This is a genomic window from Streptomyces sp. Y309 (assembly GCF_056712025.1).
In genome coordinates this window covers 143,640-170,310 of sequence record NZ_CM160048.1, presented here as the reverse complement: position 1 = coordinate 170,310, position 26,671 = coordinate 143,640, and the positions used below count along the sequence as shown (strand labels likewise).

Sequence of the window (26,671 nt, the reverse complement as noted above, 5' to 3'; positions counted from 1 at the left end):
ACGGGCGCCCCTCGGGTGGTGAGATACGGGCGCCCGCGGGCGGGTAACTCCGTGTCAGACGCGCACGGTCTCCCGGCCGGGCCCCTGCGTCGCGGACGGAGAACCGGCAGGCACAGCACCGCCGAGCGCCTCGCCCTCCACGTCGACGCGCGGCAGCAGCCGGTCCAACCAGGACGGCAGCCACCACGCCCGCTCGCCCAGCAGGGCGAGGACGGCGGGCACCAGCGCCATGCGGACGACGAAGGCGTCGAACAGGACGGCGACGGCGAGGCCGAACCCGATCATCTTGATCATCGATTCGCCGGCGCCGATGAACCCGGAGAACACGGCCATCATGATCAGCGCGGCCGCCACCACGACCCGCGCGCTGTACCGGAACCCGGTGACCACCGCCTGCCCCGGCCGGTCCCCGTGGACGTACGCCTCCCGCATCCGGGACACGAGGAAGACCTCGTAGTCCATGGCGAGGCCGAAGACGATGCCCACGAGGAAGATCGGCATCATGCTCATGATCGGGCCGGTCTGCTCGACGCCGAGCAGCTCGGCACCCCAGCCCCACTGGAACACGGCCACGACCGCGCCGAGCGAGGCCAGCACCGACAGGAGAAAGCCCAGGGCCGCCTTGAGCGGGACGAGCACGGACCGGAAGACCACGAGCAGGAGCAGGAAGGCGAGTCCGACCACGACCGTGAGGTACGGGATCAGCGCGTCCTGCATCTTCTGTGCCACGTCGATGTCCATCGCGGTGGTGCCGGTGACCTCGAAGGTCGCGCCGGTGGCGGACTCCGTCGCGGGCCGCTCGCCGCGGATGGTGTGCACCAGGCCCTTGGTCTGCTCGCTGGTGGGCGAGGTGGCGGGGGTGACGGAGAGGACGGCGGTGTCACCGGCGCTGTTGAACCGTGCGGACGAGACGTTCACGACCCCGTCGGTACCGGCGATCTCCCGGGAGATGTCGGAGACGGCGCCCTTCGGCGCGTCGGCGTGCTGCGCGTCCACGACCACGGTCAGCGGCCCGTTGAAGCCGGGACCGAAGCCGTCGGCCAGCGCGTCGTAGGCGCGCCGTTCGCTGGTCGCCGTGGACTTGGCCTCGGCGCCGGGCATGCCGAGCTGGAGATCCATCACCGGTATAGCGAGGACGCCGAGTCCGACGACCGAGGCGAGCAGCACGGGCACGGGGCGGCGCAGCACGAAGCGTGCCCACCGCGTGCCGGCGCCCTCCGCCGCGGCCCCGCGCACCCGGCCCTTGCGGACGCGGCGTGCGAGGACGGCGTTCGGCCAGAAGCCGAGCAGTGCCGGGACGAGGGTCAGCGCGATGAGTACGGCGATCATGACCGCCCCCGCGGCCGTCAGCCCCATCTTGGTCAGCATCGGGACACCGACCACGGAGAGCCCGGCCAGGGCGATGACGACGGTGAGCCCGGCAAAGACCACGGCCGAACCTGCCGTGCCGGCGGCGAGCCCTGCCGCCTCCTGAGGCGCGTGCCCCTTGCCCCGCTCCTCCCGGTAGCGCGAGACGACGAACAGGGCGTAGTCGATGCCGACCGCGAGCCCGAGCATGGCGGCCAGGGTGCCGGTCGTCGAGGAGAGGCCGAGCAGACCGCCCAGGGCCATGATCGAGGCCATGCTGATCCCGACGCCGAGCACGGCGGTGAGCAGCGGAAGGCCGGCCGCGGCCAGGGAGCCGAAGGTGACGATCAGCACGAGCGCCGCGATCACGATGCCGATCTGCTCGCCCGCCCCGCCCGCGGCGGGCTGCTCGGCGAGCGCGTTCCCGCCGACGTCCACGGTCAGACCCGCATCCCGGGCCTGGTCGACGGCGCGTTCCAGGTGCTCCTTCGTGGCGTCGGTGAGCTCGTCGGCCTTCACCTTGTACGTGACGGTGGCGTACGCCGTGGAGCCGTCCTTGCTCACCGCCCGGGCCTGGAACGGGCCGACGGCGCGCGCGACCTGGCTGCCCTCGGACGCCTCGGTGACGAGCTTCTCGACGGCCGCGCGGTTCTCGGCCGCGGTGACCTTCTGCCCTTCGGGGGCGACGAACACGATGCGGGCGTTCGCCCCGTCCGCCGCCGCCCCCGGGAACCGCTGCCCCATCAGGTCGTACGCCTGCTGGGCCTCGATGCCCTGCATCGAGGACTTGTCGTCGGGGGCCTCGGATGCGGTGGCGGCGCCGAATCCGACGGCGGCGAGGACCGCCACCCACACCAGGGTGACGTACCAGCGTCGTCGGAAGGCCAGCCGGCCGAGTCGATAGAGGAAAGTGGCCACGGAACGGAGGCCTCCAGATCTGTTCTTCGGGTACTCCGAAAGGCTCCTGGAGAGGTGGCCGTCCTGTAGTCGTGCGGCTGCTGACAATCGGGGTACTGAAATCTCAGTAGCCGGAGCCCGCCAGATCCTCCGTGGGGACGACCGACGCTGGTCCCGCCGGGGGAGGGGCCGTCAGGGGGACGCGAGGCGGGGCGTGAAGACGCGGTCCAGCAGGGCGTACAGAGTCGCCCGGTCCTCGGCGTCGAGTGTGGCCAGGCCCGCCAGCGTGGTGTGCATGTGGGCGCGGATGGTGTCGATGGCGTGCTCGCCCTCGGGGGTGAGGACGACGTTCTTGACGCGGCGGTCGCCGGGGCTGGGCTCGCGGCGGACCAGGCCGCGCTTCTCCAGGCGGTCGACGATGCCCGTCATGTTGGAGGCGTCACAGGCCAGGGTCTCGGCGAGCACGCGCATCGCGGCGGGGCCGCGGCGCAGCACGCTGAGCGTCTTGCCCTGGCTGGCCGTGAGGTTCTCGCGGGCGGCCGCGGCCGTGAAGTCGCCGTAGTAGGCGCCGAGCGACACCGAGAGCAGCTCCATGAGCTGGGCCGTGCCGACGCGCGGGTGTCCTGCCATGTGATCCACCTTACGCCCAGAAACTTGACCATCTCAAGTATCGACGTCTACGGTAAAGCCATTACTTGAAGTTCTCAAGCTTCTAGGTTCTTAAGTAGTTGGGAAAGAGTTTCCGTGTCTCACGCACAGCACACGGCGACCGCTCGGCCCTCCGGACAGACCGCGGTCGTCCTGGTGCTCGGGCTCGCCGCCATGGTCGTCTCGATGATGCAGACGCTGGTCGTCCCGATCCTCGGGATCATCCAGAGCGAGCTGGACGCCACCACCGCCAACGTGAGCTGGGTGACCACGGCCACGCTGCTGTCCGCCGCCGTCTTCACGCCCCTCCTCGGCCGCTTCGGTGACCAGCACGGCAAGAAGCCGACCCTCGTCGGCGTGCTGCTCGTGATGATCGCGGGCTCGGTGCTCGCCGCCACCACGACCTCGCTGACCTGGCTCATCGTCGGCCGAGTGATGCAGGGCGCGGCGACCGCGATCTTCCCGCTGGCCCTGTCCGTACTGCGCGAGGAGATCAGGCCGGAGAAGCTCCACGGCGCGATGGCCCTGGTCAGCGGCACGCTCGCGTTCGGCAGCGGGCTCGCCCTCGTCGGCGCGGGGCTCCTCACCCAGGGCTCCGACCCGGACTACCACCGGGTCTTCTGGCTCGCGGTCGTCCTCGCCGTGGTGGCCCTCGTCGGCGTGCTGTTCGTCGTGCCCGCGTCGCGTACGAAGACGGGTGGACGCACCGACTGGCTGGGCGCCCTCACCCTGGCGCTGCTCCTCGTCCTGCTGCTTCTGCCGATCTCGCAGGGGCACGAGTGGGGCTGGACGTCCGGCCGCACGCTCGGCAGCTTCGCCGCCGCGGTCGTCATGGCGGGAGTGTGGGTCTTCACCGAGACGCGGGTGGCCGAGCCGATGGTGGACATGAAGATGTTCACGCACCGTCCCGTGCTCTTCACCAACTTGGCCGGCCTGCTGCTCGGCTTCGCGATGTTCGCCCAGTTCATCGGCGTCTCGTACCTCGTGCAGATGCCCGAGCCCGTGGCCGGTTACGGCTTCGGTGCCTCCGTGCTCGACGCCTCCGTCGTCTACCTGCTGCCGACCACGCTCGTCTCGCTGGTGGGCGCCCAGTTCGGCGGTGTGCTGGTCCGCCGGATCGGGGCGCGCGTGACGCTGGCCATCGGGGCCGTCTTCGGCGTCCTCGGCTTCGCCTGGCTGACCCTGGCGCACGACACCACCCCCTCGGTGATCGGCGCGGGCATGGTCGTCGGTCTGGCGATCAGTTTCGGCTATGCCTCCATGCCGGCGCTGATCGTCGCCAGCGTCCCGGCCCACCAGACCGGCATCGCCAACGGCATCAACTCCATCTCCCGCTCGGTCGGCAGCGCCGTCGCCAGCGCGATGATCACCTCGCTGCTCGCGTCCAAGACCATCGAGCTTCCGGCCGGGATGCCTGCGCTGCCCGAGGAGAGCCAGTTCACCCTCAGCTTCGCCATCGCCGGGGCGGCCTTCGTGCTGGTCGTAGCCGTCGCTCTGCTCGGACTCAAGGCCGCGCACGCGCCTCGTACGCCCGTACTGAAGAAGGTGGCGGAGTCGACGGAGTCGGAGACCCCTGAGCGCGTCGGGGTCTGAACCAGCAGCGGCTTCTGCATCTGAACCAGAAGCGGCTGCTGAAGCAGCAACGGCATGCGGCCCGGTCACCCGTGAGGTGGCCGGGCCGCTTCGCGTTCTTCGCGGGCAGCGCTCACCGGGCCGGCCGGCGGAGCCGGCGGTCAGGAGCCGTCGGTACCGAGCGCGTCCGTCCGGGCCTCGATCGCCCGCAGCACCGCCACCATGTCCAGGCCGCCGTGCCCCAGCGCCACGGTGTCGGCGAACAGCGCGTGGCAGACGTCGAGCAGCGGAGAGGCCACGCCGGACGACCGCGCGGCCTCGGCGACGAGCCGGTTGTTCGTGAGGACGTCCAGCGCGGCCGCCTGCACGCCGAAGTCCCCGGCCAGCAGCTTGGGCGACTTCATGCGGGAGACGCCGCTCGCCATCGGCCCGGCGTCGAGCACGTCCAGGAACAGCTTCGTGTCCAGGCCCTGCCGCTCCGCGAAGTGGAACGACTCGGCGAGGCCCGTGACCGTGGTGATCAGGAAGAGGTTCACCGCCAGCTTCATCAGCAGCGCGCCCGGCACCTGGCCGCACAGGAACATCTCCCGGCACATGGGCTCGAGGAACGGCCGCACCGCCGTCACGTCCCGCGGCTCACCCGCGAGCATCGCCACAAGCCGCCCCGCCTCGGCCGGTTCGCGCGACCCGGACACGGGAGCCTCCACGTACCGCCCGCCCGCCGCGCGCACGTCGGCCGCGAGTCCGCGAGAGTACTCGGGTGACGTCGTCCCCATGTGCACGACCGTGCGCCCCGCGACCCGCGGACCGAACGCCCGGGTGTCCCGGCCGAGCGCCGAGTCGATCGCGGCGCTGTCGGCCAGCATGAGGATGACGACGGGCGCCTCCTCGAACAGCTCGTCGACGCTCACCGCCACCCGGGCCCCGGCCGCGCGCAGCGGGGCGCACCTGGCGGGGGAGCGGTTCCAGACGATCAACCGGGCGCCGGAGCGGGCCAGTCGGAGCGCCATGGGCTGTCCCATGACGCCCAGGCCCATGAACCCCACGTCCATCGCCATCGCGCACTCCCGTCTCCGGTCTGCGGGGCCGTCGATCCGGCCTACTATGACAGCTGTCATAGTAGCGGGCGAAGTACGGTGCGGCCCACACGATTTCGTACGGAGCGCGGTGGGTGAGCGCGGTGAACGAGGTGGAGGCGGCGACGTGGCGGCAGGTGAGGTGTCCGGGCGGGGCCCGCGCGAGCGCATGGTGTTCAGCGCGGCCCAGTTGATGCGCCGGGGCGGTGTCGGCGCCACCGGCATGCGGGACGTGGTCGCGCACGCGGGGGCGCCGCGCGGCTCCCTCCAGCACTACTTTCCCGGCGGCAAGGAGCAGTTGGTCAACGAGGCGGTGGAGTGGGCGGGCCGGTACGCGGCGGGGCGCGTCGCACGGTTCGTCGCGGGGATGGCCGAGCCGACGCCGAGCGGGCTGTTCGCCGCGATGGTGCGACAGTGGACGGACGAACTGGAGGCGGTGGGCGCCGCGTCCGGCTGCCCGGTCGCGGCGGCGGTCGTGGACCGCGCGGACGCGAGTGAGCCGACGCGGACGGCCGCGGCCGCGGCGTTCGCCGCCTGGACCGGGCCGGTGGCCCGGGCGCTCACGGACATGAACGTACCCGCGGCCCGCGCCGAGGCGCTCGCCACGCTGATGATCAGCACCGTGGAGGGGGCGCTGCTGATGGCCCGCGCCGAGGGGGACGTACGCGCGCTGACCGTGGCGACACGGGAGTTGGGGCCACTTCTGGACGGGGCGGTCGGGGCGGCCGACAGGCGGTGAGCCGTCACGTCGGCGTACGGCCATGAGCCCGCCCCTGGTCGCGGGGCGGACCGCCGCCCCGTCCACCGCCTACCTCCGCCCCGCCCCCGAGGCCGACCGCTCCCGCCGGGCGAGGACCAGGGCCTCCAGCACGACCGGGTGGTCGAGATGGCGGGCCACCAGGACCAGGTGGGCGCGCTCCGCCGCCGCGGGCACGTCCTCGCCGGGCAGCGCGGCGAGCAGCATGGCGGAGTCGGCCGGCGGCCGGCCCTTGTCGCGTGCGTCGGCGGCGTACAGCAGAGTCGCCGCCGCCTGCGCCGCCACGAGATCGAACCCGACGAAGCCGCGCCGGGCGAGCTGTTCCACGGCCCGGGCCGGCGCGCTGCTCATCCAGGGGCTCAGACTGCGGGCGCCGTCGCGGATCTCGACGAGTCTGCGGGAGAGGGCGAAGCGGGTGTCCCAGCCGCCCCACAGGAGACCGGGGGCGAGGACGAGCCGCGGGTCGGAGCGCACGACGGTCTGCCACAGGGGGCGCAGAATCTGATGGTCGCGCCGCTCCTGCCGGCGGGCGGCGAGCGACAGGCGTACGAGGCTGTAGTTGGCGACGAGCCCGCTCGCGGCGGTCGTCAGCCAGGCGGCCTCCGCGAGCCCGTCGAGCCGCAGGCCGCCCGCCGCGCCGATCATCGCCGCCGCGATGCAGCCGACGTGGGCGAGGTCCAGGGCGACGGCGAGCGCGAACTCCTGGATGCAGCGGCGCAGTTCGGGTGCGAGGCGTGGCCCCGGCAACGCGAGGAGTCCCCGGCACCGCAGCACCGTGGCCGTGACGACGGCGGTCAGTGCCGCGAAGTAGACGAGATGGAACGCGAGGACCTGCGGGGTGTCCACATAGTCGGGCGCGAACAGCAGCGGTCGTGTCTCGTCGGCGGGACCGGCCAGCGTGTAGAGGACCGCCATGGCGAGGATGGTGCCCGCGTAGAGCGGAGCCCAGGCGCGGACGGTGCGGCGCAGCGCGCGCCTGTCGCGGTGCGCGGGATGCCACAGGACGGCCATGAGATGGGCGTGGCCGACGCAGAGCAGGGACGTGGTGTTGATGAGCAGGGCCGCCAGATGGGGTGCGCCGAAGGCGGTGCCGACGGCGCCGTACACGGCGGGCGTGCCCAGCAGGAACACGGCGCTCGCGTGGAACAGGGACGAGGCGGTGAGCTTGAGGGTGAGCGCCGGTTCGCGGCGGGCGGCGAGCGCCTTGCCGACGGCCAAGGTGAGGGCGATCGCGGCGGCGGTCAGGCCGACCGCGGTCAGCAGCGCGTGCCACATCAGATGCCGGCGTGCCGGTTCGTGAAGGAGGAGGTGAGCGATCCGGTGTGGCTGTCGGCCGCCGCCTCGTCGAGCGAGAGCGTCATCAGGCCGACGGTGGCGAAGACTTCGGCCGCCCACTCCTCGTCCTCCTCGTAGCCGTTGCGAAGTTGGGCGGGCCGGGTCAGCACCTCCCGTACGGCGTCGGCGGGGAGGGAGGGCATCTGCTCGGCGAGGGCGTGCCCGTCGAGGAGGTCGCAGGCGGTGACGGCGTCCGCGTCCGTGTCCGGCGTGTGGCCGCTGAGGAGGTGGTACAGCTCGTGCAACAGGACGTGCAGCCCTTGCCGTTCGCTGGTGTGGGCGGTGATGACGATGGTGTCCTCCGTCTCCCCCTGCACACAGAACCCGCTGACGTGTGAGGGCAGGGACAGTTTGAGGACGGTGATGGTCCTGCCGCGCTCGCGGGCGACGGCGTCGACGAGCTCCTGGAGCCCCTGGCCGGGCCGCATTCCGAGGTCGTCGTGGATGATGCGGACGGCCTGGCGGCGCGCCCTGGTCCAGGCGCGGCGCTTGCGCACGGCGGAGCGGATGCGGGTCGAGGCGTCGGCGACGCGCCCCCGGCCGGTGGGGTGCCACGCGGCGGGGGCGCCGACCGTCGGCACGGGTCAGCGCTCCCGGCTCGGACCGGCGATGGGCCCGGCGTCGCCGGCGCACTCAACAGGCGGCGGCAGCAGGGCTCTTCGTGCCGCTCGCGCCCGGTGCCCCGGCCCCCCTCTTCGTGCCGGATCCGCGAGACCCGGGACCTGTCCCCGTGCGCTGGCGCCTCTCATAGGCCGTTCACGCTCCCCGTCCCCTACGTGGCGGGCGTGTGCACCCGCTGACCTGGGCAGGGACATTATCAGGCCGTTGACGCGAGGGCTCGGCGGCGCCGCCGTCGATCAACGGTCAAAGAGAGCCCTTGAATTGGGCCGGAGCGCTGGTCGGGCGCCGGAAACGCCCGGAAGTCGAACACTGTACGGCGAGCGGCGTGTCAACAATTGAAGACGGCGCTGGCCGGGGACGGTTGAGGCGGATACTCTCAGGGCGCCCAACGAGTTCCGTGGCCCATGGAGACCTTCAGGTGAACGCAGCCGACCACCAACCGGCGCCCGGACACGAGATCGCCCGACTGCTGGGCGACGTCGATGCCTACGCCCAGCGGCTCGGCACTTCGCGCTGCCGCCTCCTGGACGCCGTGCTCATCTCCCGCGCCACCGGCATCGAGCCGGAGCGGGTGCGGGCCCTGCTGGCCGGTGAACTCCCCGAGGAGGAGCCGCGGGAGAAGAACGCGCGCGAGATCTTCCGCAAGGCCCTGTTCCAGCAGCGACTGCGCTTCCTGCAGCGGACGCGCCTCAAGGACACACCCGGGGGCAAGGAGCCCTACGGACTCAGGGAAATCTCGAGGGCCACCGGAATCTCCGCTCAGCACGTCTCGAACCTCCTCAACGGCGAGCGCGGCGCGAACCACGACCACGCGGCCCGCCTGGAGCTCTTCTACGGAGCGCCGGAAGGCTTCTGCTCCCGCACCGAAGGCGCCGCGCTCATCACGTACTTGCGCCGGATGGTCAACGAGGACCTGCCGAAGCTGGCCACGCGGGCGGTGCTCCAGGAGCTGGGCGCGCGGTCGGTCGCCCTGCGCAGCACGGCCGACGGGGCGCAGATCGACACCCTGCGGGACCTGCTCCCGGCCCTGGACGAGCTGGTCAAGGTGGTTCAGGCGCGTAAGGCGGACGGTGGTTCCGAGGGCGGTCGCGAACGCCCGTAGCGGGGTCGCGCTACGCGCGTTGCGGTGCATCAAAGACCCTGCCGGGGCGGCTCCGTGAGTGCAACGGAGGCGCACGCCCATGACATGCGTCGTTCTCAATCGTTGACACCACCTGTGATAGTGCATCAGGATCTGTCTCACGCCGGAGCCGGGGGCAGGCTGGCTCTGACGGGGAGCGAATCCTGCCCGGATGTTCCATTCGTCCGCATGAGCTGCTTCCGGGAATCCCGCGTGGGGGCGGGGGACACCCGGCAGGCAGTCATCGGTCCTGCTCATGCCCCGGTCGGCGATGATGCCGCGCCGCATCACAGATGGGCTCGCCCGCCCAACTGCGGTGGCGTTCCCGGGGACTGGTCGGCCCCTGCGAATGGAACGAGCGTTTCGTCAGGTGATGCCAGGACTGCCGTGGCCCGAGTCGGGCCACGGTGAGGTGGGAGGAGCGACGAAGAGGTGGCGACACGTCTTTGCACCATGAGCTCCTTGGTGGTGCGGCCCATGGAAGGTCAGCGGTCGCGGTTCTCCTCGGGGCGCGGGGGCGCCCATGCCCGAGGGGCCGTGACACTGCCGGGAGCGAGCGATGCCCGTCCTCGCTCCCACTGGGTGGGGTTGGGGACCCCGCTCGCCGAGCCGCCCGATCCTGATGAGCCGTGCTCACGTCATGACGGGGCTAATTCAGGAAGATGCCATGGATGCTACTGCTACGTCCCTAGCCGCTTCGGCAGGGGCGATCATCGCCGATGAGCACGGCGATGTGCTGATGGTGAACCCGTTGTACACGGCCTACTGGAATCTTCCCGGAGGCCATGTCGAGGAGGGAGAGAGCCCGAGCGCCGCCTGCGCCCGGGAGATCCGCTCGGAACTCGGCCTGGACGTCGAGATGGGCGACCTGCTCGTGGTCGCCTGGGTCGACTCCGAGGGCTGGATGCCGAGGGTGTGCTACATCTTCGACGCCGGGGAGATCAGCGCCGAACAGCGGCGTGCCATCACGCTGCGGGAGGACGGCCCCGGGGAGTACCGCTTCGCGTCCCCCGAACGGATCGACGCTTCGCTGATCCCGCCGTTCGTCAAGCCCATGTGGGAAGCCGCCCTCACCGCCCGCAAGGACAAGCGGCTGGTGTGCCTGGAAGTGGAGGTGTGAACAGCCCGACCACTCACGCCAGGTGAGCCTCGGCGCGAGCGAGGGGACGACAGACGTACGAACGAGAAGCACGGGAGAGATCCGAGCCGACCGGTCCCTGTCCCGAAGCCCCGACCTCGCGCCAACGACCAGGAGCCGCCGCCCCGCCCGGGGCGGCGGCTCCTGAGCGCTCGGGGTGACTGTCGCCGAGCGCCCTGCCCGTCCGATCCCGAGTGCGGGCGCGCAGACGAATGCCGCCGCCGGGGGGTGGCGACGGCATTCGGTGCCGGATCGGCAGTTCCCTGCCTCGCCGGCGTTTCACCAAGCCATGGGGAGAACCGTGCTCGGTGCCGGTCGGCGCTTCCCCCGAACTGCGTTCGGCACGCCGACGTGAGCACCTCATCCTGTGCGCGCACCTAGGCGCAACTCGCGGGCCGCGCACGGCCGGTGGCGTTTCGACCGGTGGAATTCGCGGTGCCCGGATTCCGGCCGCCGGAATGGCGGCCGGTGCGCCCCGGCGGGGTCCACGGCCGGTCCGCGCCCGGTCCGCGCCCGATCCGGGGGTGTCGACGCGACGGCTGTCAGCCGGCCTGGGCGGCCACCGGCGCCGCGCCGTCGCGGTGCCAGGCGATGCGCGAGCACGCGTCCATCAGGGCCAGGATGTCGGGGGCGGAGTCGTCGCGGTCGAGGTACCGGAACTCGGACGCCAGGGTGATGACCAGACGCTCCGGGAGGTGCAGCTCCGGGTAGCGGTCCTCCTCGATCAGGTGCCGCGCGGCCGCCGTCGGCGAGAGGCCGCGCGCGTGCAGTGTGCGCGCCTGTTCGGAGAGGTCCCGCAGATACCGGATGTGGGCCCGCAGCCCGTCCGGGTCGAGCACCGGGCCGTGGCCCGGCACGACGAGTTCGGGCTCCCAGTCGAGAATGCGCTCGCAGGCACCGACCACCTGGGCCAGCGGCCCCGCCCAGTGGCACACGTGGTCGCCGGCGAAGACGACGTCACCGGCGAACACGACCCGCTGCTCGGGCAGCCGCACGACCATGTCGCCGACGGTGTGCGCGGGCCCCACCTCGTACAGCTCCACGGGCATGTCGCCCACCACGAGATCCATGCGGCCCTGGAAGGTCTTCGTCGGCTCCTGGACGGTGATCCCGCCGAAGTCGAACCGGCCGAAGTACCGGCGGAAGTACCAGCCGAGGGGCTGTTCCGGGTCGGTGTCCTCGACGAGGTGGCGCAACTGCTCCGGCGTCGGCTCGAAGCACTGGTGCTCCAGCGTGCGGTGCGTGGCCACGATCTCGGCTCCGGTCACCCGCTGGTTGCCCCAGCCGTGGTCGCCGTTGCCGTGCGTCGTCAGGACGGCGGTGATGTCGACGCCGGGCCCGGCGACTTCGCGGGCCGCGGTGAGGAAGTCGTCGGTCAGGCTCAGGGTGTACGGCGTGTCGATGAGGACCGCCTGGCCGCCCGCGGTCAGCAGGCCGCAGTTGGCGAGGCCCCAGCTTCCGGTCGAGCCGGGGGACCAGACGTGGACACCGGGAACTATGGGGAGCAGCGTCGGAGCAGAGTTCATGGTCATGCATTCTCACCCGCGCGCGCCCCCGGCGGCACAGCGCCCGCCGGCTCGGCGGTGTCCGACGCGTGCTGCCCCGCCTCGCCGGCCTGCGCCGATGTGGGAGCGAAGACGAGGAAGAAGAAGCGCGACCCGGGCGACTGAAGCGGCTGGGCCGTACACATCGTCACCGTCCCGAGCACGGACGGCAGATGCCGTGCGCAGCACCGCGTGGCGCAGTCCTGGTCGACGCCGAGCGAGGCCGTCCCCGCGTGCCGCATGGGCCGCCCGTCGCCGTCGGGGTGGACGTAGGCGACGTCGTGCCGACGGTAGATGGGGCCCGCCACCGGATCGTCGTTGACCTCCTCGTCCAGCATCTGCAGGTCCTTGTTGTGCGGATGGGCGGCGAACGCGGTGCGCAATTGCGCGGCCACTTTCACGGCCCAGTTCGACTCCCAGTCGACCAAATGGCATTCCCGCGCTTCTTCGCGGAGCAGCATCCAGCGCATCAGGTTGCGTTCCGGCAACTGGGGCGTGGTTCCTGGAACTTGCGGAAACATACGGACGAAATCGTCATTGCACGCGAGAACATTCCACGCGACGTCATTGATGTAGCAGGGCTGCCCCTTGACCCGGTGCACGGCCGTCAGCCACGCCGGACCCACATGCGTGCCCGCCATCGGGTCCATGGGGAAGGGGGGCTCGTACCCGAGGGCGTAGACGTACAGGGCGGTCCGCTCGGGCTCCCGCATCCGCAGCACCCTGGCCACGTTGTCGAGAAAGTCCGCCGAAGGCTGCGCCATCTCCCCGCGTTCCAGGAGCGCGTACGTCCGCTCGGACACGAACAGCTCCTGCGCCACGCGCGCCTGCGAAAGCCCCCGCGACCGGCGACCGCGCCCGGTGGGGCGGGGCGAGCCGAGTTCGGTGGGGCTTATCTGGCCGCGCTTGTACTGCAGCAGCTGCTGCAGAGCCTCCTTGTTGTTCAATGTCTAACCTTTCCCCGCGCCGAAGCGAACGGTCGAGCGGCCCGGACCGGAAGTCGAACTTCCTGTAAAACGCGGACCGGAAAATTGATGGCCTGGTGTTCCCCGTGACCCGGCGACGAGAATCGGGTGCCGGATCTGAACACGCCCGTGGACGGCACGGCGGTTCATCGTGCCCGCGAGGGGGAGTTCGCTTTGCTGCAACCGGTGGTCGCCACACCGGCGCGAGAACATGCCGGCAGTGCGGTGGCCCGGACGCTGGCGGTACTGCGGGCCCTGCGTGAGCTCGGGCCGGGCGCCCACCCCCTGGCGGTCATCGCCGCACAGGCGGATCTGCCCGCGCCGACCACGTACCGGTACCTGCGGGCCCTCACCCGGGAGGCGGCCGTCGAGCAGCGCGGTCCGCGCGGCCACTACGCCCTGACGGAGACACCGCACCGTTCCACCCACCTCGTTGATGAGGTCACGGATACAAAAGTTGGTCAGACCTCGCCTGCATTGCGTGCTGAGCTCGTCACTCTACAGTCACGCACTGGTCAGGTGTCGCTGCTGTACGCACCCCTGCTGGTGGGCGCCTCGCTGCGGTTCTGCACGGAACGCGCCGTCGGCGCCCACGCGGCGGCACTGCAGGCGGCCGCGCCCGCGGAGCTGCGTCTCGTGTGGAGCGCGCCGCTCGACCACGACGCCGCCGGCCTGGCCATTCTCGCCTGTCTCGAAGGCTCGTCGACGCCCGGGACCACGCTCGACCGCGTCCGTGAGCAGGGCTACGCCATCGGCCCCTCGCCTCTCCAGGGGTGGGACTCCGTGGCGGCTCCGCTGTGGCGGGGGTCCGTGGTCGCCGGGTCCGTGGCGCTCCTCGCCCCGCGGAGCCGGATGCGCAGCGCCGTGGCCCGCTCGCGCTGCGTGCACGCCCTGATGGACACCGCCGCGCTGATGAGCGGCCGGCTCACGCGCTCGGGGGCCCGGCGTGTCTGCTGACCCGAGCTCCTCCGCGCGCGCCGCCTCCTAGAGGCACGCGCCCACCGGCCTCGTACGAGGCACACGCACCACCGCCAGAGACGAACCACTCCCGACCAGAAAGGTCCCCAGTGCCCCGCTCAGTTCTGATCACCGGAGGCAGCCGAGGCATCGGCCTCGCCATCGCCCGCGCGCTGCAGGCGGCCGGTGACCGTGTCGCCGTCACCTACCGCACGGGTGAGCCTCCCGAGGGCCTGTTCGGGGTGCGCTGCGACGTGACGGACACGGACCAGGTCGACCTCGCCTTCAAGCAGGTGGAGGAGGAGCAGGGGCCGGTGGAGGTCCTGGTGGCCTGCGCGGGCGTCACCAACGACAAGCTGCTCATGCGCATGACCGAGGACGACTTCACCTCCGTCCTCGACACGAACCTCACGGGGGCCTTCCGCGTCGCCAAGCGGGCGACGCGCGGCATGCTCCGCGCGCGCTCCGGTCGCATCGTGGTGATCTCCTCGGCCGTGGGCCTGCGCGGCGAGGCGGGCCAGGCCAACTACGCCGCGTCGAAGGCGGGCCTGGTCGGCTTCGCCCGGTCGCTCGCCCGCGAGCTGGGCTCGCGCGGCATCACCGTCAACGTCGTCGCGCCCGGCCTGACCGAGACGTCGATGAGCGAGGACCTCACCGACGAACAGCGCGAGGCCCTGGTCCGGCAGATCCCGCTGGGCCGCCTCGCCACGCCCGAAGAGGTGGCCGCCACGGTCGCCTTCGTCGCGTCGCCCGAGGCCGGCTACATCACCGGAGCCGTCATTCCGGTCGACGGCGGCGCGGGCATGGGCCACTGAGGAAACGCGCGCCCTCGCGCGCACCGTCGTGGCGGCCGCCGATACCGCCACGACGCACGGGCCCGTGAGGGGGCCCGCACAAGACCGTTCGTCGCGGCTGTCACGGGGGTGCGGCCGCGACGGGCGTGGCCCTTGCCGGTTCCGCTCGCCGCAGGCTCCGGTGCCGGTCCGACGCCGGGGACGACTGAACGGGCGGTGCGCAGGTGATGACGTGGCACGGCCGGGCGGACGGCATGGAGGCGGCCGCCGCGTCCCGGGGTGTCTCGGCCGGCGCGTTCCTCACCGACGAGCACGGCGACGTGCTGCTGGTGAACCCCGCCTACACCGTGTACTGGACCCTCCCCGGCGGGCACGTCGACGAGGGCGAGCGGCCGGCCGCCGCGTGCGCCCGCGAGCTGCGCGAGACGCTGGGGCTCGACCTGCCGGTCGGCCCGCTGCTGGTGGTCGCCTGGCTCGACACCGGCGGACTCATGCCGGGCGTGCACCACGTCTTCGACGCCGGGCGCGTGAGCTCCCAGCAGCGGCGCGCCCTCACCCGGGGCGGGCGCGGGCGGGCCGCATGCCGCTTCGTGCCGCCCGAGCGGATCGACACGTCACTGGTCCCGCCCTTCACCCTGCCGCTGTGGGAGGCCGTGCTCACGGCCCACCACGACCAGCGACTGGTCTCCCTCGACCTGGGCGTGTGAACCGAAGCCGGAGCCCTCTCGCGGCGCGGATGCCCGCCGTTCCCCAACTTGGCCTGAGCACCCGTTGGTACACCTCCGTCTCCGTGCCATCGTGGAGTTGCCGAATGGTATGGACCTGACAAGGCTGTCCCTATGCGGTACCGCCCTGGCGGGCCGGGTCGTGGGCGGCGCCGGGAGGGGAGCGTACGCATGCGTGGGCCAACGGTTCTGCCCGGTACGAGTCCGGGGAACGGCAGCGACGCGGGTGCGGGAGGGCTGCCGGTCCACCGGCTCGAAGTGCCGATGCCCAACGCGCTGCCCTTTGCGATCGGCACCTTCGACACCATCGGCCCGATGTCCCGGGCCTCCTTCCCGCACCGGCACACGTTCCACGAGATCGTGTACGTCACCGGGGGCACCGGCAGCCACGTCGTCGACCTGACCCGCTTCACGCTGCGGCCGCCCCACCTGTGCTTCATCGCCCCCGGACAGGTGCACTACTGGGACGGCGTCCGGGGTCTGGAGGGCCGCGTCGTGGTGTTCACCGACGACTTCCTCCTTGAGCGCCCCGCCGACCGCGCCCTGCTGCGCCGGCTCGGCCGCCGTCCCTGGCTGGAACTGCCGGAGCGGGACGCGGCCTGGGCGGCGCGTCTCGTCGCCGAGATGGACCACGAGTACCGGACGGGCGCCGAGGGGTTCGGCGGCGTCCTGCGGGCCCTGCTCCACATCCTCGTGGTCCGCGCCGGGCGCCTCCCCGCTCCCGGGCGGCCCCCCAAGGAACCCGCCCCGGCCGCCGTCCCCGCCCGCACCCCGCCGGTGGCGGGCCGGTTCGTCGCCCTGGTGAACGCGCCGCACGCGCTGCCGTGGTCGGTGCAGGAGTGCGCCGGGCATCTCGGCGTCTCGGTGAGCCACCTCAACGAGGCGGTGAAGAGCGCCATGGGCCGCACCCCCGGCGAGCTCCTCCGCCAGGCCCGCGTGCACGAGGCCAAACGCCTGCTCGCCTGCACCGAGTTGACGGTGCGCCAGGTCGCGGACCGGGTGGGGTTCGGCGACCCCGCGTACTTCTGCCGCTTCTTCCGCCGCGAGACCGGCGCCACGCCCGGCGACTTCCGCCGCGGCGATGGCGATATTCACCACGACCACCGCATTGCGTCCATCGCCCCGCCCGGGCCCTCCGCATAGCTTCTTAGCCGATCCCGACCCCCCACCCAGGAGGAGCGATGGACGGCGAGACGCACACCAACGGCCACGGCATGAGCGAACAGCCTCCCGGCCCGCCGGCCGGTGAGCCCCTCGACCCCGCCGCACCCGCGGCGCACAAGGGCCCGAGCCGCAAGACGGTGCTGCGCGCCGCCCTGGCCGCGGGCGTCGCCGTGCCGGTGGCGATGATGGGCGCACCGGCCCTGGCCCGTACCGAAGCGGGCAGCGGCAAGGTCCTCGAGGTCACCCCGTCCTGCGACGACGGAGACGACCCCACGCCACCGCAGACGGAGGGCCCCTACTTCAAACCCAACTCCCCGCGGCGCACCTCGCTCCTGGAGCCCGGCACCCAGGGCATCCGGCTCACCGTGACCGGCTATGTCTTCGGCCTCGCCTGCCTGCCGCTGTCGCAGGTGCTCCTCGACTTCTGGCAGGCCGACGCCCGCGGCGCCTACGACAACGTCGGCTACCGGCTGCGCGGACACCAGTTCACCGACGCCCAGGGCGCGTTCACCCTCACCACGGTCTTCCCCGGCCTCTACCCCGGCCGCACCCGGCACCTGCACGTCAAGCTGCAGGCGCCCGGCCGCCCGGTCCTCACGACCCAGCTCTACTTCCCCGGCGAGCCCCGCAACGACACCGACCCGATCTTCGACGCCCGGCTGCTCATGAACGTACGGGACGTGGGCAACACGAAGCAGGCGGAGTTCGACTTCGTCCTCAATGTGCCCCAGTCGCCCGCACGCACCGGCCCCATGGCCTGACCGGGCGCGAGGACGCGGTGGCCCCGCACGTCCGGACCACCGCGTCCTCGCCGGCCCACTCGCTCTCTCAGGGGTCCACCCGTTCGCACAGCTCCAGGATCAGCCGCGCCACCGTCCCGGGCTCCCGGAGCGTGGGGAAGTGGTCGCACTCGGGCAGCCGCACCAGTCGGCAGCCCGGGATGCGGGCGGCCATGTCCTCGTTGCAGGCGATCACTTCGCGCTGGTCCCGCTCCCCGATCGCCAGGACGCACGGCGCCGTGATCTCGCCGAGACGGTCGAAGGTGGGCGGGTCCGCGACGTCCTGTCCGTACGTCGTGAACCACGCCGGGATCGCGGCCCGCAAGTGCCGTGCCGCGTCGCCGTCCGGCGCGGGGTCCGTCGCACCCCACAGGCGCAGCCCCAGCGCCACCAGGCCGTCCATGTCGCCCGCCTTCGCCAGCCGCTCGATCTCGGCGTTGACCTCGGGCGACTCCAGGCCGGTCGCGCCGGTGGCGCCGGGGGCGAACAGGGCGAGACCGGCGACGCGGTCCGGCGCGGCCACCGCGAGGCTGAAGGCGGTGGCGCCGCCCATGCTGGAAGCCGCGACGACGGCCCGGTCGACCCCGAAGTGGCCGAGGACCGCCAGCGCGTCGCGCAGTTGGGAGTAGCGCGTGGTCGGCCGGGGAGAGCGCCCGAAGCCGCGCGCGTCGTAGCGGATGACGCGGCGCCGCCCCGAGACGGCGGGCACCACGTCGTCCCAGACCCGGGAGTCGCCGACGCCGGGATGCAGCAGCACGAGCGGCAGCCCCGGCCCTTCCGGGTCGCCCTCTTCCCGCGCCCACACGTCGCCGCCGTCGACCGGCACCATCGTTTCCATGGCGGCATCACTACCCGGCGCGGCACCGGAGGGAGGATCACTCAGCCACGTTGTCCGAAACCACCCCGTTGTCTGAAAACGTCCCTCATGCGGCGGGGGTGTGCCGCAGGGCTTGTGGGCCCGCGAGGTCCCGTACGAGTTCGAAGGAGCGGATGCGGTCGGCGATGTCGTAGACGGGCGTGACGAGCATGAGTTCGTCGGCGCCGGTGGACTCGGCGATCCGGGTGAGCGCGGCCGCGACGTCGTCGCGCGTGCCGCGGGCCTGCTCGCCGGTGAAGGCCGCGACGGCCGCCTCCTCGTGCTCCGTGAAGCGGTGGGCCGCGGCGGTGGCGGGCGTGGGGAACGCCGTCTCGCCGCGGCCGTTGAGCAGGCCCGCCTTGATGACGTCCATGGGCTTGGTGAGCTCGGCGGCCCGCTCCTCGGTCTCCGCGCACACCGTCTCGACGCACACCAGGACGCGCGGGCTCTCGCTCCAGCGGGAGGGCTTGAAGGCCTTCCGGTAACGCTCCAGCGCCGCGAGGGTGTTGGCCGGGCGGATGTGGTGGGCGAACGCCACGGGCAGCCCCAGCTCGGCGGCCAGTTCGGCGCCCGCGTCACTGGAGGCGAGCAGCCAGGGCTCGGGGAGTTCGCCGATGCCGACCTCGAGGAGGAAGTCGAGGGTCGCGACGACGTCGCGGCGGTACTCGTCGTCGGTGGTGGGGTCGGCGCCGCGGCGCAGGGCGCGGGCCGTGGGCTCGTGGAAGGTGCCGGGGCCGCGCCCGATGCCGAGGTCGATGCGGCCGGGGTGCAGGGCGGCGAGGGTGGCGAACTGTTCGGCGAGGGTGATCGGGGCGTGGTTCGGGGCGAGGACGCCGCCCGAGCCGAGCCTGATGCCGGGCGTGGTCGCGGCGGTGTGCGCGGTGAGGAGCACGGGAGGGAAGGCGCCGATGGCGGGGGAGTGGTGGTGCTCGGCGAACCACAGCCGGTGGTAGCCGAGGCGGCTCAACTCCTGCGCCGCGCGATGGCAGTTGGCCAGCGCGTCGGCGGGAGTGGCGCCGGCTTCGACGATGGACACCTCTAGGGCGGAGAGCGGCAGATCGATCACGTGTCCCAGGATAGGCGGGCCGCCGGACGACGCCCCGGGCGGCCTCACCCGGCGCCGGCGGCCGCGTCCACCCGCGCCCCCGACGGTCGCGCCCACGCGCACGCCGGTGCGCCGCCCCGAGGCCGCCCCGCGGTATGGCGATCTCCCCTCCTGTACGGCAAGGATGCCTAGCCCCCAGAGCACCTCGCCGCACCACGGACGGACGGGAGGAAGCGCACCGCGATGGGCACACACGCAGCGCAGCGCAACCGCAGACCCACACTGTTCGCCGCCTTGGTCGCCATCCTGCTGGCCGCCCTGCTCGGCCTTCCGCGCGCCGACGGCGCCCCGCGCTCCGCCGACGCCTGCCGCACCGGGGGTCCCGCCATGCCGCGCGGCGACTGCGGCCCGTTCTGGCAGGTCCTCGCCGAGGACTTCGACGGCGACCGCGTGCCGCTCGGGTCGTTCAGCGACTGCGACCACCACGTCGACACCTCCGCCGCGTACTGCGGCGGGCTGCGCGGCACCTACCGGGACAACTGGTGGGCGTATCCCACCGGTTGGCGCGACACGGCCAACGACCGCAGGCGCGGCGTCGTGGGCGTCTACCACCCGGAGGACACGGTGAGCGTCGGCCCTGCGGAGAACGGCGACGGCCGTCTGCGCATCCGCATGTGGCGGCCCGACGACGGCGGGCCCGTGCATGCCGCCGCGGTCGTACCACGTGCCGTGATGCAGATGAAGTACGGCAAGTACAGCGCACGCATCAAGGTCACCAGGCTCGCCCCCGGATACAAGTCGGCCTGGCTGCACTACGGCGGCGGCTGCGAGATGGACCACCCCGAGGGCGAGTGGACGGGCTCCCTCAGCGCCTTCCACCATCCGTGCGGCGGAGGCGAACAGGGCTCGTACCACGGCGCCGACGACTGGACCGAGTGGCACACCGTGTCGACGGAATGGACCCCCGGCCAGGTCCGCTTCTTCGTCGACGGCCGCCAGGTCGGGCGCGACACCAGGAACGTGCCGGACCGCCCCCTGTCCTGGGTGCTCCAGAACGAGAGCGCCCTCGAAGGCCCGACGGCGGCACCGGGGAGCAGCGCGGAGCTGGAGGTCACGTGGGTGACGGCGTACGCGTACGGCTGGAAGTGACGGAAACACGTCCGCCGCGCCGCCCGAGCGGAATCGCTCGAACGGCGCGGCGGGGCGCGACGCGGGCCGGTGGGGAGGACCGGCGCGGACCGGGCGCTGTGCTTCCGGTCAGTCCCAGGCGTACCCGTCGCCGAAGTTCAAGGTGTGCTCCAGCACGTCCTCCATGGGGTCGTCGATCTGGCCGGTGTTGATCAGCGCCACGACCGGCGCGGTGTGGGAGCCGCTGTGGTGGGTCTCGTCGGCGTGTGCGACGCCGGTCGACAGGGCGAACGGCACGGCGCACACCGCCGCCACCAGCGCCCCACGGGAGGCCTTCCGCATCCAACTGCTCTTCACTGCCTGCTCCTTGATCCTTCGCGGGAACACGGCCGATCCGGCCGCCTCGCGGTGCTCAACCGCGGGACTGATCAAGAAGTCACCGACGATCATACGAACGTGTCTGTCCGACAAGCGGCCCGGCCGGGGTGGCGTGGCGGTGACGGGCGGTTGGCGCGAAGTTGCTGCTCCGTCCGTGGCCGGGGGAGGGCGTGACGGGGCCAGGGTGCGGAAGTAACGGGTGAGGGGGCGTGGGCCCGCTCGGCGTGACGCGGTCGTTCAGTGGCCGTGCGGCATCAGCCGTCCGACCGCCTTCCAGGTGGCGAGGAGGCCGCGGCGCTCCACGGCGGGCGGGCCGGCCGGCGCGGGGATCTTCGGGGCGAGCTCGCGGAAGGCGACGGGTTCCCAGTCGCACGGCGGGGCGGGGCAGTCGGCGAAGGCGATGCCCCGGCCCGCGCGGTGTGCCGCGGCGCGGTCGTCGTCGTGTGCCTTGAGCCCGACGCTGACGAGGGTGAGCAGGAGTGCGACATCGATGTCGCAGTCGAGGAGGACGGTGATCCAGGACGCGCCGGGCCGCAGCCGGATCGCGGAGCTGTGCGCGAGCTGCGGGCGCAGCCGGTCGACTGCCGCGCGGGTCAGGCACACGTCGGCCGCGTCGTCCGAGTGGAAGTGGACCAGTTCGTAGCCCACCGCTCCGGGCGCCTCCGCGATGTTGAGGGAACGTCCGACAGCGCACCGTGGGGCGCCACTTACCAGGTTCGGCCACGACTCCAGCTCGGTCATGGCGCGTTGTGCCGCGGTCATGGGGCCCATCGTCGCGCGGATTTCACTCTGCCAACCACCCCTGTTCACGCGTCGCTTGGTTACGAACGCGCATCTCGGCCACTCCATCTCAGATGAAGATCTACGAGGCTGCGCCGCATCACGCATCCGGCGCGCCCTTCTGGTAACGGGCACCCCACCGCGTGCGGTGACGCCGTGAGGACGACCTGCTGCTCCACCGGCGACGTGACGCAGGTTACAGAGCCCGCCGGGAACTCTTCCCACCGCCCTCCCGACCCTTGGACCGGCCAGGTCGCCGCCGACCGGGCCCGCACCACCGCCCGGCACCCAGGAGAGCACCTCATGCCCGCCGCACCCACCGCACCCGTCCCCGTCGACGGGCGGCAGACCCCGCAGCCGGGGCCCTCTCCACGGCGCTCCGCATGGGGCTCGCTCCGTCCGCTCGTGCTGCGGCTGCACTTCTACGCGGGCGTGCTCATCGCGCCCTTCCTGCTGGTCGCCGCGGTGACGGGGCTGCTGTACGCGGGTTCGTACTCGGTCGAGAAGATGGTGTACGCCGACGAGCTCAAGGTCCCCGTCGGCGCACGGGAGCTGCCCGTCGCGCGGCAGGTCGCCGCGGCCCGCAAGGCCCACCCCGAAGGCACCGTGAGCGCGGTCCGGCCCGCCCCCGAGGACGGGGCGACCACACGTGTCCTGATGTCGGGGGTGCCGGGCGTGCACCCCGACCGCACTCTCGCCGTCTTCGTGAACCCGTACACCGGTGACGTACGGGGCGCGCTGGAGCAGTACGGCTCCAGCGGCGCCCTGCCGCTGCGCACCTGGGTCTCCGAACTGCACCGGGATCTGCACCTGGGCGAGACGGGTCGCCTGTACAGCGAACTCGCCGCGAGCTGGCTGTGGGTGATCGCCGGTGGCGGCCTCGTGCTGTGGTTCGGCCGGCGGCGGGCGCGGCGCAAGGTGCGGGGCACGGCCGGACGCCGCCGGACGCTGTCCCTGCACGGCACGGTGGGCGTGTGGACGGCCGCCGGGCTGTTCTTCCTGTCGGCGACGGGCCTCACCTGGTCCGCCTACGCGGGCCAGAGCATCGGCGATCTGCGTGAGGCGTTCGGCCAGACGACGCCGACGGTCTCGACGAGCCTCGTGCCCGCGGGGGAGTCCGGCACCCCGGCCGCCGGCGAGCACGACGGACACGGCGGGGGCGCGGCCGGCGGCGCGGACCGCGAGAGCGGGGCGGGCGACGTCGGCCTCGACGCGGTGCTCGCGTCGGCCCGTGCGCGGGGGGTCTCAGATCCGGTGGAGGTGGTCCCGCCGGCCGACGCCTCGTCCGCGTACGTCGTCAAGGAGATCCAGCGGAGCTGGCCCGTGCGGCAGGACGCCGCCGCCGTCGACCCGGCGACCGGCAAGGTCGTCGACGTACTGAAGTTCGAGGACTACCCGGTGCTCGCCAAGCTGACGCGGTGGGGGATCGACGCGCACAGCGGCATCCTGTTCGGCCTGGCCAACCAGGTGGTGCTCGCGGGTGTCGCGGTCGGGCTGATCCTGCTGATCGTGTGGGGGTACCGCATGTGGTGGCAGCGCGGGCGCGGCGCCGTGTTCGGGCGTCCGCTGCCGCGCGGCGCCTGGCAGCACGTGCCGGCGTACGTCCTGGTGCCGCTGATGGCGGCGGTCGCGGTGCTCGGCTACTTCGTGCCGCTCCTCGGGATTCCACTGGTGGCGTTCCTCGCCGTGGACATCGTGCTCGGCGAGATTGCCTACCGGCGCGGCAAGCGCACTTACGGGGCCGCGGAACCGGCGGACGGCCGCACGCGGTGATCACACGCGCTGATCGCGTGCGGTCGTCCGAGGCGGTCAGCAGCTCAGGTTGCCGCCGGGGTCCACGCCGAGGACCTGGCTGAACTGCTTGTACTTGTCGATGCGGCTCTGCACCTGGCCCGGGTTGCCGCCGTTGCACTCCAGGCTGCCGTTGATGGCGCGGATGGTCTCGCCGAAGCCGGCGCCGTTGACCATGGCGTTGTGCGGCGTCATGGTGCCCGGGCCGTTCTGGGTGTTCCAGTACCAGAGTCCGGTCTTCCAGGCGACGGCCGGGTCCTTCTGCACCAGGTCGGGGTTGTGGAGCAGGTCGATGCCCAACGCGTCGCCCGCGGCCTTGTAGTTGAAGTTCCAGCTCAGCTGGATCGGGCCGCGGCCGTAGTACTTGTCGTGGCCGGCCGGGCAGCCGTAGGGCTGGGTCCGGTCGCAGTAGTGCGGATAGTTCGCCTGGTTCTGTTCCACGATGTGGACCAGGCCGCCGGTCTCGTGACTCACGTTGGCGAGGAAGGCCGCGGCCTCCTGCTTGCGCACGGTGTCGCTGCCCGTCTGCGTGAATCCGGGGTACGCGCTGAGTGACGCCGTGAGGCCGCTGTACGTGTAGAACGGATTCCGGTTCGGGAACATCTGGTTGAACTGGGACTCGCTGACGATGAACGCCGCGGCCGTCCTGTCCGCCTTGTCCGGCGCGGACTTGTCGGTCTTGTCGGCCGACGCCGGCCAGGCGAACGTCAGCAGCGCGGCGGCGGACGCGGTCGCGGTCAGTAGTCCGAGTATGCGTGATCGCATGGCTCACTCCATGGGGGGACGCCGGAGACCGGCGGCGTGAAGGCGCGGTGGTGGGGGTCGGCCGGCGTGCCGGAGCGCAGGCCGTCGCGGGCCGGGCGGTGGGTGTGGGCGTACAAGTGCCCGCCGGCCAACGGGATTCCGCTTCGTTGGACTAGACCATACCGATAGCCGTGTTCGCGTCAAGATGTTGAACGAACACCCGTCGGCAGGCGCGAAGACGACACTTCGCGCCTGCCGAGGGGAAGGGAACTACAAGCGAACTGCTGGAAGTTGGCTAGCGCACGTCGACGTAGTCGCCCGTCGCCTTGACCGAGGAGGTCGTCGAGTTCTCGGCGAAGCTCCAGCGGTAGTAGCCGTCGGTGCCGGCCTTGACCGTGGTCTTGAGGTTGCCCTTGTTGTCGGTCTTCACGGTCTTCACGGCCGTGTAGGTCGTGGTGCCCTTCTTCTTGAACTCCAGCTTCACGGGCTGGTTCGTGTAGCCCGCGTACTTGCCGGTCTCCCAGTTGGCGCGGGTCAGGGCGCCCGTGACGGTGAGCGTCCTGCCCTTCTTGATCGGCTCCGGCGAGGCGTTCACCGTGAGCTTGGAGAAGCGCTGCACCTTGAAGGCGGCGGCCTTCTCCACGCGGATGGTGTCGATGTCCTTCGCCGTCACCATGGCGTCGACGTACCACGCGCCGGCCGGGGTGTTGTCGAAGAAGTCCGTGTCCGGGTCGATCGTGAACTTCGCCGTGCACGTCGAAGTCGTCGCGGACGTGGGCGACGTCACGCACTTCACGTTGCCGTTCGGGACGGCGTACGCCGAGTCCGGGCCGTACAGCGTGATGTCGGCGCTGTCGATGCCCGAGTCGTCCGACGCCGTCACGGTGACGGTGAAGCTCTTCGCGGCGGTGGTGCCGAGCGCGATCGACTTGCCGCCGTTCACGGTGACCTTGTCGATGGTGACCTCACCGGGCGCGGCGGCGAAGGCGCCGGGCGCGGCGAAGCCCGTCGCGGCCACGGCCAGGGCCGAGCCGAGCACGGCAACGCGGATGCGGTGTCGCATGAATCCCCCCACGGGATGATGCCGGGTCAGAAGTGCTCCCCGGCGAGAGATGTGAACGCGATGACTTTACGTTCTTCACCACATCTCCATCATCGTGTTGATCAACACGTGAGTCGCGTACAACCTTTCCCGCGCCTCCTGTGCATCCGGTCTCGACGGAGCGGCTCGGCGTCTCACCGACTCCTGGCGCGTGCTCGCCGCATGGGGGCGCACGACCGTGGAACGGTCGCCCGTACGCTCTTGCCTTCCGGGCGCCACTCCACCTCCACGCCCCCGGTGAGGTCCCGCACCAGATGCAGGCCGAAGCCACCGGGCCGCCCCGAGTCCAGCGTCCGCGTCCGCGGCGGCCGGTCCCCGGCGTCACGCACCGACACGGTGAGTCCGCGTTCGTGGTGGCTGAGCCGGAACCCGGTCACCCCGCACCCGTGCCGCAGGGCGTTGGTGACCAGCTCCGACACGACGAGGAGAACCGCGTCCCGCTGCCCGGCGTCGTCGCACCCGACGGATGCCATGAAGTCCCGCGCCATCGCGCGGGCCTGCGCCGCCGACGTCGGCCCTTCGTGTTTCCACTCCCGGCACACCCGCTGCTCCTCCGGGGAGTGCACCACGGCAACCTCCCGTCGCTCCGCGGCTCTTGGACACCGATCGCCTGCCCCGAACCACGGCCCGTACGCGGGTGTCACCCGAGTGGCCGAGAGGTTGGCCAACCCAGCCGACCTCACCGCTCTCCGTCCACCGCCTCACCGTCGATGTACGCGGTCGTGAACGTCCCGTTCCGCGTGCGGATCTTGGGCCGGAGGGTCAGTGTGATCCGCTGGGTCCGGGACGAGGAGTGCGCGGTGTCCGCCGAGCCCTCCACCACCCAGAACCGGATCTTTCCCTGCCCGCCTGCCGTGCGCTCGGCCGCCACGGTCGTCTCGATCTCGACCGGGCCGAGTTCGAACTGGACCGGCTGATCGGTGCCGTCGGCCAAGGCATCGTTCAACTCCCCGCGCAGGGCGCGAATCATCTCGGCGAGTTCCACTACGTGTCTCCTTGGCGTACGGGTCCGTCGTAACCTCGTCCAAGTGGCGGATGCCGCGATGCTGTTGATCGGGTGGAGCCCAGCTATCCGGCGGCTTGGGTGGAACAGGTGGAGAACGCGTTCGGGCTGCGGGCCGGTCAGGTGGCTGAGGTCCTCGTGGCGCACGGCGCGGGCGAGCGCCACGGGTCCGGCTACCTGATTGGGCCCGGCACCGTCCTGACCGCCGCGCACGTCGTCGCGGGGCCCTCCGCGTGCGCGTGCGGTTCGATGCCGACCGGCCCGGCGAATACAGCGTGGTCGCTGAAGTGCGGTGGCGGCGCGAGGGTGTTGATGTCGCCGTTCTCGGCGTGCCGTCGCGGGAGCGGCTGAAGGTCAGCACGGCGCGCTTCGGCCGCGTCCCCGAGGAAGACGTACTGCTGCGGT

The 26,671-nt window shown here is 72.0% G+C and carries 26 protein-coding genes and 1 pseudogene; 12 read left to right on the top strand and 15 right to left on the bottom strand.

The window, feature by feature from the left end:
• Positions 1–54: 54 nt before the first annotated feature.
• Positions 55–2,265: an MMPL family transporter gene (locus AC0KTA_RS00750; RefSeq protein ID WP_481053120.1), complete on the bottom strand. Its 2,211-nt coding sequence runs from the start codon at positions 2,263–2,265 to the stop codon at positions 55–57.
• A 171-nt stretch (positions 2,266–2,436) separates the two neighbouring features.
• Positions 2,437–2,874 carry a MarR family winged helix-turn-helix transcriptional regulator gene (locus AC0KTA_RS00745; protein ID WP_481053119.1) on the bottom strand — a complete coding sequence of 146 codons (438 nt, stop codon included), beginning with the start codon at positions 2,872–2,874 and terminating at the stop codon, positions 2,437–2,439.
• A 114-nt stretch (positions 2,875–2,988) separates the two neighbouring features.
• Between AC0KTA_RS00745 and AC0KTA_RS00740 the strand changes: the two genes are divergently transcribed.
• On the top strand, positions 2,989–4,485 hold the full coding sequence (locus AC0KTA_RS00740) for an MFS transporter (protein WP_481053118.1): 1,497 nt from the start codon (positions 2,989–2,991) through the stop codon (positions 4,483–4,485).
• A gap of 140 nt (positions 4,486–4,625) precedes the next feature.
• Here the strand turns inward: AC0KTA_RS00740 and AC0KTA_RS00735 are convergent, their stop codons facing one another.
• Positions 4,626–5,516 (bottom strand): NAD(P)-dependent oxidoreductase, encoded by an 891-nt coding sequence (locus AC0KTA_RS00735; protein ID WP_481056721.1) that lies wholly within the window; start codon positions 5,514–5,516, stop codon positions 4,626–4,628.
• Between the two features lie 193 nt (positions 5,517–5,709).
• On the opposite strand from AC0KTA_RS00735, the gene AC0KTA_RS00730 reads away from it, so the two are divergent.
• Positions 5,710–6,279 carry a TetR/AcrR family transcriptional regulator gene (locus AC0KTA_RS00730; protein ID WP_481056720.1) on the top strand — a complete coding sequence of 190 codons (570 nt, stop codon included), beginning with the start codon at positions 5,710–5,712 and terminating at the stop codon, positions 6,277–6,279.
• A gap of 69 nt (positions 6,280–6,348) precedes the next feature.
• Here AC0KTA_RS00730 and AC0KTA_RS00725 read toward each other — a convergent pair whose 3' ends face one another.
• Positions 6,349–7,572, bottom strand: a complete 1,224-nt coding sequence (locus AC0KTA_RS00725) for an MAB_1171c family putative transporter (protein ID WP_481053117.1) — start codon at positions 7,570–7,572, stop codon at positions 6,349–6,351.
• Complete coding sequence (locus tag AC0KTA_RS00720) at positions 7,572–8,213, bottom strand: hypothetical protein (RefSeq protein WP_481053116.1); 642 nt, start codon at positions 8,211–8,213, stop codon at positions 7,572–7,574. Before AC0KTA_RS00720 ends, AC0KTA_RS00725 begins: the two co-directional genes overlap by 1 nt.
• Before the next feature lie 458 nt (positions 8,214–8,671).
• On the opposite strand from AC0KTA_RS00720, the gene AC0KTA_RS00715 reads away from it, so the two are divergent.
• Positions 8,672–9,355: a hypothetical protein gene (locus AC0KTA_RS00715; protein ID WP_481053115.1), complete on the top strand. Its 684-nt coding sequence runs from the start codon at positions 8,672–8,674 to the stop codon at positions 9,353–9,355.
• Positions 9,356–10,040: 685 nt separating this feature from the next.
• Positions 10,041–10,493 (top strand): NUDIX domain-containing protein, encoded by a 453-nt coding sequence (locus AC0KTA_RS00710; RefSeq protein ID WP_481053114.1) that lies wholly within the window; start codon positions 10,041–10,043, stop codon positions 10,491–10,493.
• 560 nt (positions 10,494–11,053) lie between these two features.
• On the opposite strand, the gene AC0KTA_RS00705 is transcribed toward AC0KTA_RS00710, so the two are convergent.
• Positions 11,054–12,037 (bottom strand): MBL fold metallo-hydrolase, encoded by a 984-nt coding sequence (locus AC0KTA_RS00705; protein ID WP_481053113.1) that lies wholly within the window; start codon positions 12,035–12,037, stop codon positions 11,054–11,056.
• 2 nt (positions 12,038–12,039) lie between these two features.
• On the bottom strand, positions 12,040–13,002 hold the full coding sequence (locus AC0KTA_RS00700) for a helix-turn-helix domain-containing protein (protein WP_481053112.1): 963 nt from the start codon (positions 13,000–13,002) through the stop codon (positions 12,040–12,042).
• A 126-nt stretch (positions 13,003–13,128) separates the two neighbouring features.
• On the opposite strand from AC0KTA_RS00700, the gene AC0KTA_RS00695 reads away from it, so the two are divergent.
• The 5 genes and pseudogenes from AC0KTA_RS00695 to AC0KTA_RS00675 form a co-directional block, all read left to right on the top strand.
• On the top strand, positions 13,129–13,977 hold the full coding sequence (locus AC0KTA_RS00695; RefSeq protein WP_481053111.1) for a helix-turn-helix domain-containing protein: 849 nt from the start codon (positions 13,129–13,131) through the stop codon (positions 13,975–13,977).
• Between the two features lie 110 nt (positions 13,978–14,087).
• Positions 14,088–14,792, top strand: coding sequence for a 3-oxoacyl-ACP reductase FabG (fabG, locus tag AC0KTA_RS00690; protein WP_481053110.1), 705 nt, complete (start codon positions 14,088–14,090; stop codon positions 14,790–14,792).
• Positions 14,793–14,998: 206 nt separating this feature from the next.
• Positions 14,999–15,478 (top strand): NUDIX domain-containing protein, encoded by a 480-nt coding sequence (locus AC0KTA_RS00685; protein ID WP_481053109.1) that lies wholly within the window; start codon positions 14,999–15,001, stop codon positions 15,476–15,478.
• Positions 15,479–15,667: 189 nt separating this feature from the next.
• A complete protein-coding gene (locus AC0KTA_RS00680; protein WP_481053108.1) occupies positions 15,668–16,639 on the top strand; it encodes a helix-turn-helix transcriptional regulator in 972 nt (323 codons plus the stop codon).
• A gap of 38 nt (positions 16,640–16,677) precedes the next feature.
• Positions 16,678–17,397, top strand: a pseudogene (locus AC0KTA_RS00675) (dioxygenase family protein); the annotation flags it as partial.
• 91 nt (positions 17,398–17,488) lie between these two features.
• On the opposite strand, the gene AC0KTA_RS00670 reads toward AC0KTA_RS00675, so the two are convergent.
• Positions 17,489–18,277: an alpha/beta fold hydrolase gene (locus tag AC0KTA_RS00670; RefSeq protein ID WP_481053107.1), complete on the bottom strand. Its 789-nt coding sequence runs from the start codon at positions 18,275–18,277 to the stop codon at positions 17,489–17,491.
• An 85-nt stretch (positions 18,278–18,362) separates the two neighbouring features.
• Positions 18,363–19,361, bottom strand: a complete 999-nt coding sequence (locus tag AC0KTA_RS00665) for an LLM class flavin-dependent oxidoreductase (RefSeq protein WP_481053106.1) — start codon at positions 19,359–19,361, stop codon at positions 18,363–18,365.
• Positions 19,362–19,583: 222 nt separating this feature from the next.
• On the opposite strand from AC0KTA_RS00665, the gene AC0KTA_RS00660 reads away from it, so the two are divergent.
• Positions 19,584–20,489 carry a glycoside hydrolase family 16 protein gene (locus AC0KTA_RS00660; protein WP_481053105.1) on the top strand — a complete coding sequence of 302 codons (906 nt, stop codon included), beginning with the start codon at positions 19,584–19,586 and terminating at the stop codon, positions 20,487–20,489.
• Positions 20,490–20,597: 108 nt separating this feature from the next.
• Here the strand turns inward: AC0KTA_RS00660 and AC0KTA_RS00655 are convergent, their stop codons facing one another.
• Entirely contained in the window at positions 20,598–20,810 is a 213-nt protein-coding gene (locus AC0KTA_RS00655; protein WP_481056719.1) for a hypothetical protein, read from the bottom strand.
• A 273-nt stretch (positions 20,811–21,083) separates the two neighbouring features.
• On the bottom strand, positions 21,084–21,608 hold the full coding sequence (locus AC0KTA_RS00650) for a luciferase domain-containing protein (protein WP_481053104.1): 525 nt from the start codon (positions 21,606–21,608) through the stop codon (positions 21,084–21,086).
• Positions 21,609–21,929: 321 nt separating this feature from the next.
• Between AC0KTA_RS00650 and AC0KTA_RS00645 the strand changes: the two genes are divergently transcribed.
• The gene (locus AC0KTA_RS00645) at positions 21,930–23,399 is read left to right on the top strand and encodes a PepSY-associated TM helix domain-containing protein (protein WP_481053103.1); all 1,470 of its coding nucleotides are present in this window, start codon (positions 21,930–21,932) and stop codon (positions 23,397–23,399) included.
• A gap of 36 nt (positions 23,400–23,435) precedes the next feature.
• Here the strand turns inward: AC0KTA_RS00645 and AC0KTA_RS00640 are convergent, their stop codons facing one another.
• The 4 genes from AC0KTA_RS00640 to AC0KTA_RS00625 form a co-directional block, all read right to left on the bottom strand.
• Positions 23,436–24,182, bottom strand: coding sequence for a chitinase (locus tag AC0KTA_RS00640; RefSeq protein ID WP_481053102.1), 747 nt, complete (start codon positions 24,180–24,182; stop codon positions 23,436–23,438).
• 274 nt (positions 24,183–24,456) lie between these two features.
• On the bottom strand, positions 24,457–25,224 hold the full coding sequence (locus AC0KTA_RS00635; RefSeq protein ID WP_481053101.1) for a DUF5707 domain-containing protein: 768 nt from the start codon (positions 25,222–25,224) through the stop codon (positions 24,457–24,459).
• A gap of 173 nt (positions 25,225–25,397) precedes the next feature.
• On the bottom strand, positions 25,398–25,832 hold the full coding sequence (locus AC0KTA_RS00630) for an ATP-binding protein (RefSeq protein WP_481053100.1): 435 nt from the start codon (positions 25,830–25,832) through the stop codon (positions 25,398–25,400).
• A gap of 110 nt (positions 25,833–25,942) precedes the next feature.
• Positions 25,943–26,248: a trypco2 family protein gene (locus AC0KTA_RS00625; RefSeq protein WP_481053099.1), complete on the bottom strand. Its 306-nt coding sequence runs from the start codon at positions 26,246–26,248 to the stop codon at positions 25,943–25,945.
• Positions 26,249–26,320: 72 nt separating this feature from the next.
• Between AC0KTA_RS00625 and AC0KTA_RS00620 the strand changes: the two genes are divergently transcribed.
• A complete protein-coding gene (locus AC0KTA_RS00620) occupies positions 26,321–26,617 on the top strand; it encodes a hypothetical protein (RefSeq protein ID WP_481053098.1) in 297 nt (98 codons plus the stop codon).
• Positions 26,618–26,671: the final 54 nt, after the last annotated feature.

Bases quoted from the DNA above. Each gene is read 5' to 3' on its own strand.
- AC0KTA_RS00745 (WP_481053119.1), bottom strand. From the start codon at position 2,874: ATGGCAGGACACCCGCGCGTCGGCACGGCCCAGCTCATGGAGCTGCTC.
- AC0KTA_RS00735 (WP_481056721.1), bottom strand. From the start codon at position 5,516: ATGGACGTGGGGTTCATGGGCCTGGGCGTCATGGGACAGCCCATGGCG.
- AC0KTA_RS00730 (WP_481056720.1), top strand. From the start codon at position 5,710: ATGGTGTTCAGCGCGGCCCAGTTGATGCGCCGGGGCGGTGTCGGCGCC.
- AC0KTA_RS00725 (WP_481053117.1), bottom strand. From the start codon at position 7,572: ATGTGGCACGCGCTGCTGACCGCGGTCGGCCTGACCGCCGCCGCGATC.
- AC0KTA_RS00710 (WP_481053114.1), top strand. From the start codon at position 10,041: ATGGATGCTACTGCTACGTCCCTAGCCGCTTCGGCAGGGGCGATCATC.
- AC0KTA_RS00705 (WP_481053113.1), bottom strand. From the start codon at position 12,037: ATGAACTCTGCTCCGACGCTGCTCCCCATAGTTCCCGGTGTCCACGTC.
- AC0KTA_RS00685 (WP_481053109.1), top strand. From the start codon at position 14,999: ATGACGTGGCACGGCCGGGCGGACGGCATGGAGGCGGCCGCCGCGTCC.
- AC0KTA_RS00680 (WP_481053108.1), top strand. From the start codon at position 15,668: ATGCGTGGGCCAACGGTTCTGCCCGGTACGAGTCCGGGGAACGGCAGC.
- AC0KTA_RS00670 (WP_481053107.1), bottom strand. From the start codon at position 18,277: ATGGAAACGATGGTGCCGGTCGACGGCGGCGACGTGTGGGCGCGGGAA.
- AC0KTA_RS00660 (WP_481053105.1), top strand. From the start codon at position 19,584: ATGGGCACACACGCAGCGCAGCGCAACCGCAGACCCACACTGTTCGCC.
- AC0KTA_RS00655 (WP_481056719.1), bottom strand. From the start codon at position 20,810: ATGCGGAAGGCCTCCCGTGGGGCGCTGGTGGCGGCGGTGTGCGCCGTG.
- AC0KTA_RS00650 (WP_481053104.1), bottom strand. From the start codon at position 21,608: ATGACCGCGGCACAACGCGCCATGACCGAGCTGGAGTCGTGGCCGAAC.
- AC0KTA_RS00645 (WP_481053103.1), top strand. From the start codon at position 21,930: ATGCCCGCCGCACCCACCGCACCCGTCCCCGTCGACGGGCGGCAGACC.
- AC0KTA_RS00640 (WP_481053102.1), bottom strand. From the start codon at position 24,182: ATGCGATCACGCATACTCGGACTACTGACCGCGACCGCGTCCGCCGCC.
- AC0KTA_RS00635 (WP_481053101.1), bottom strand. From the start codon at position 25,224: ATGCGACACCGCATCCGCGTTGCCGTGCTCGGCTCGGCCCTGGCCGTG.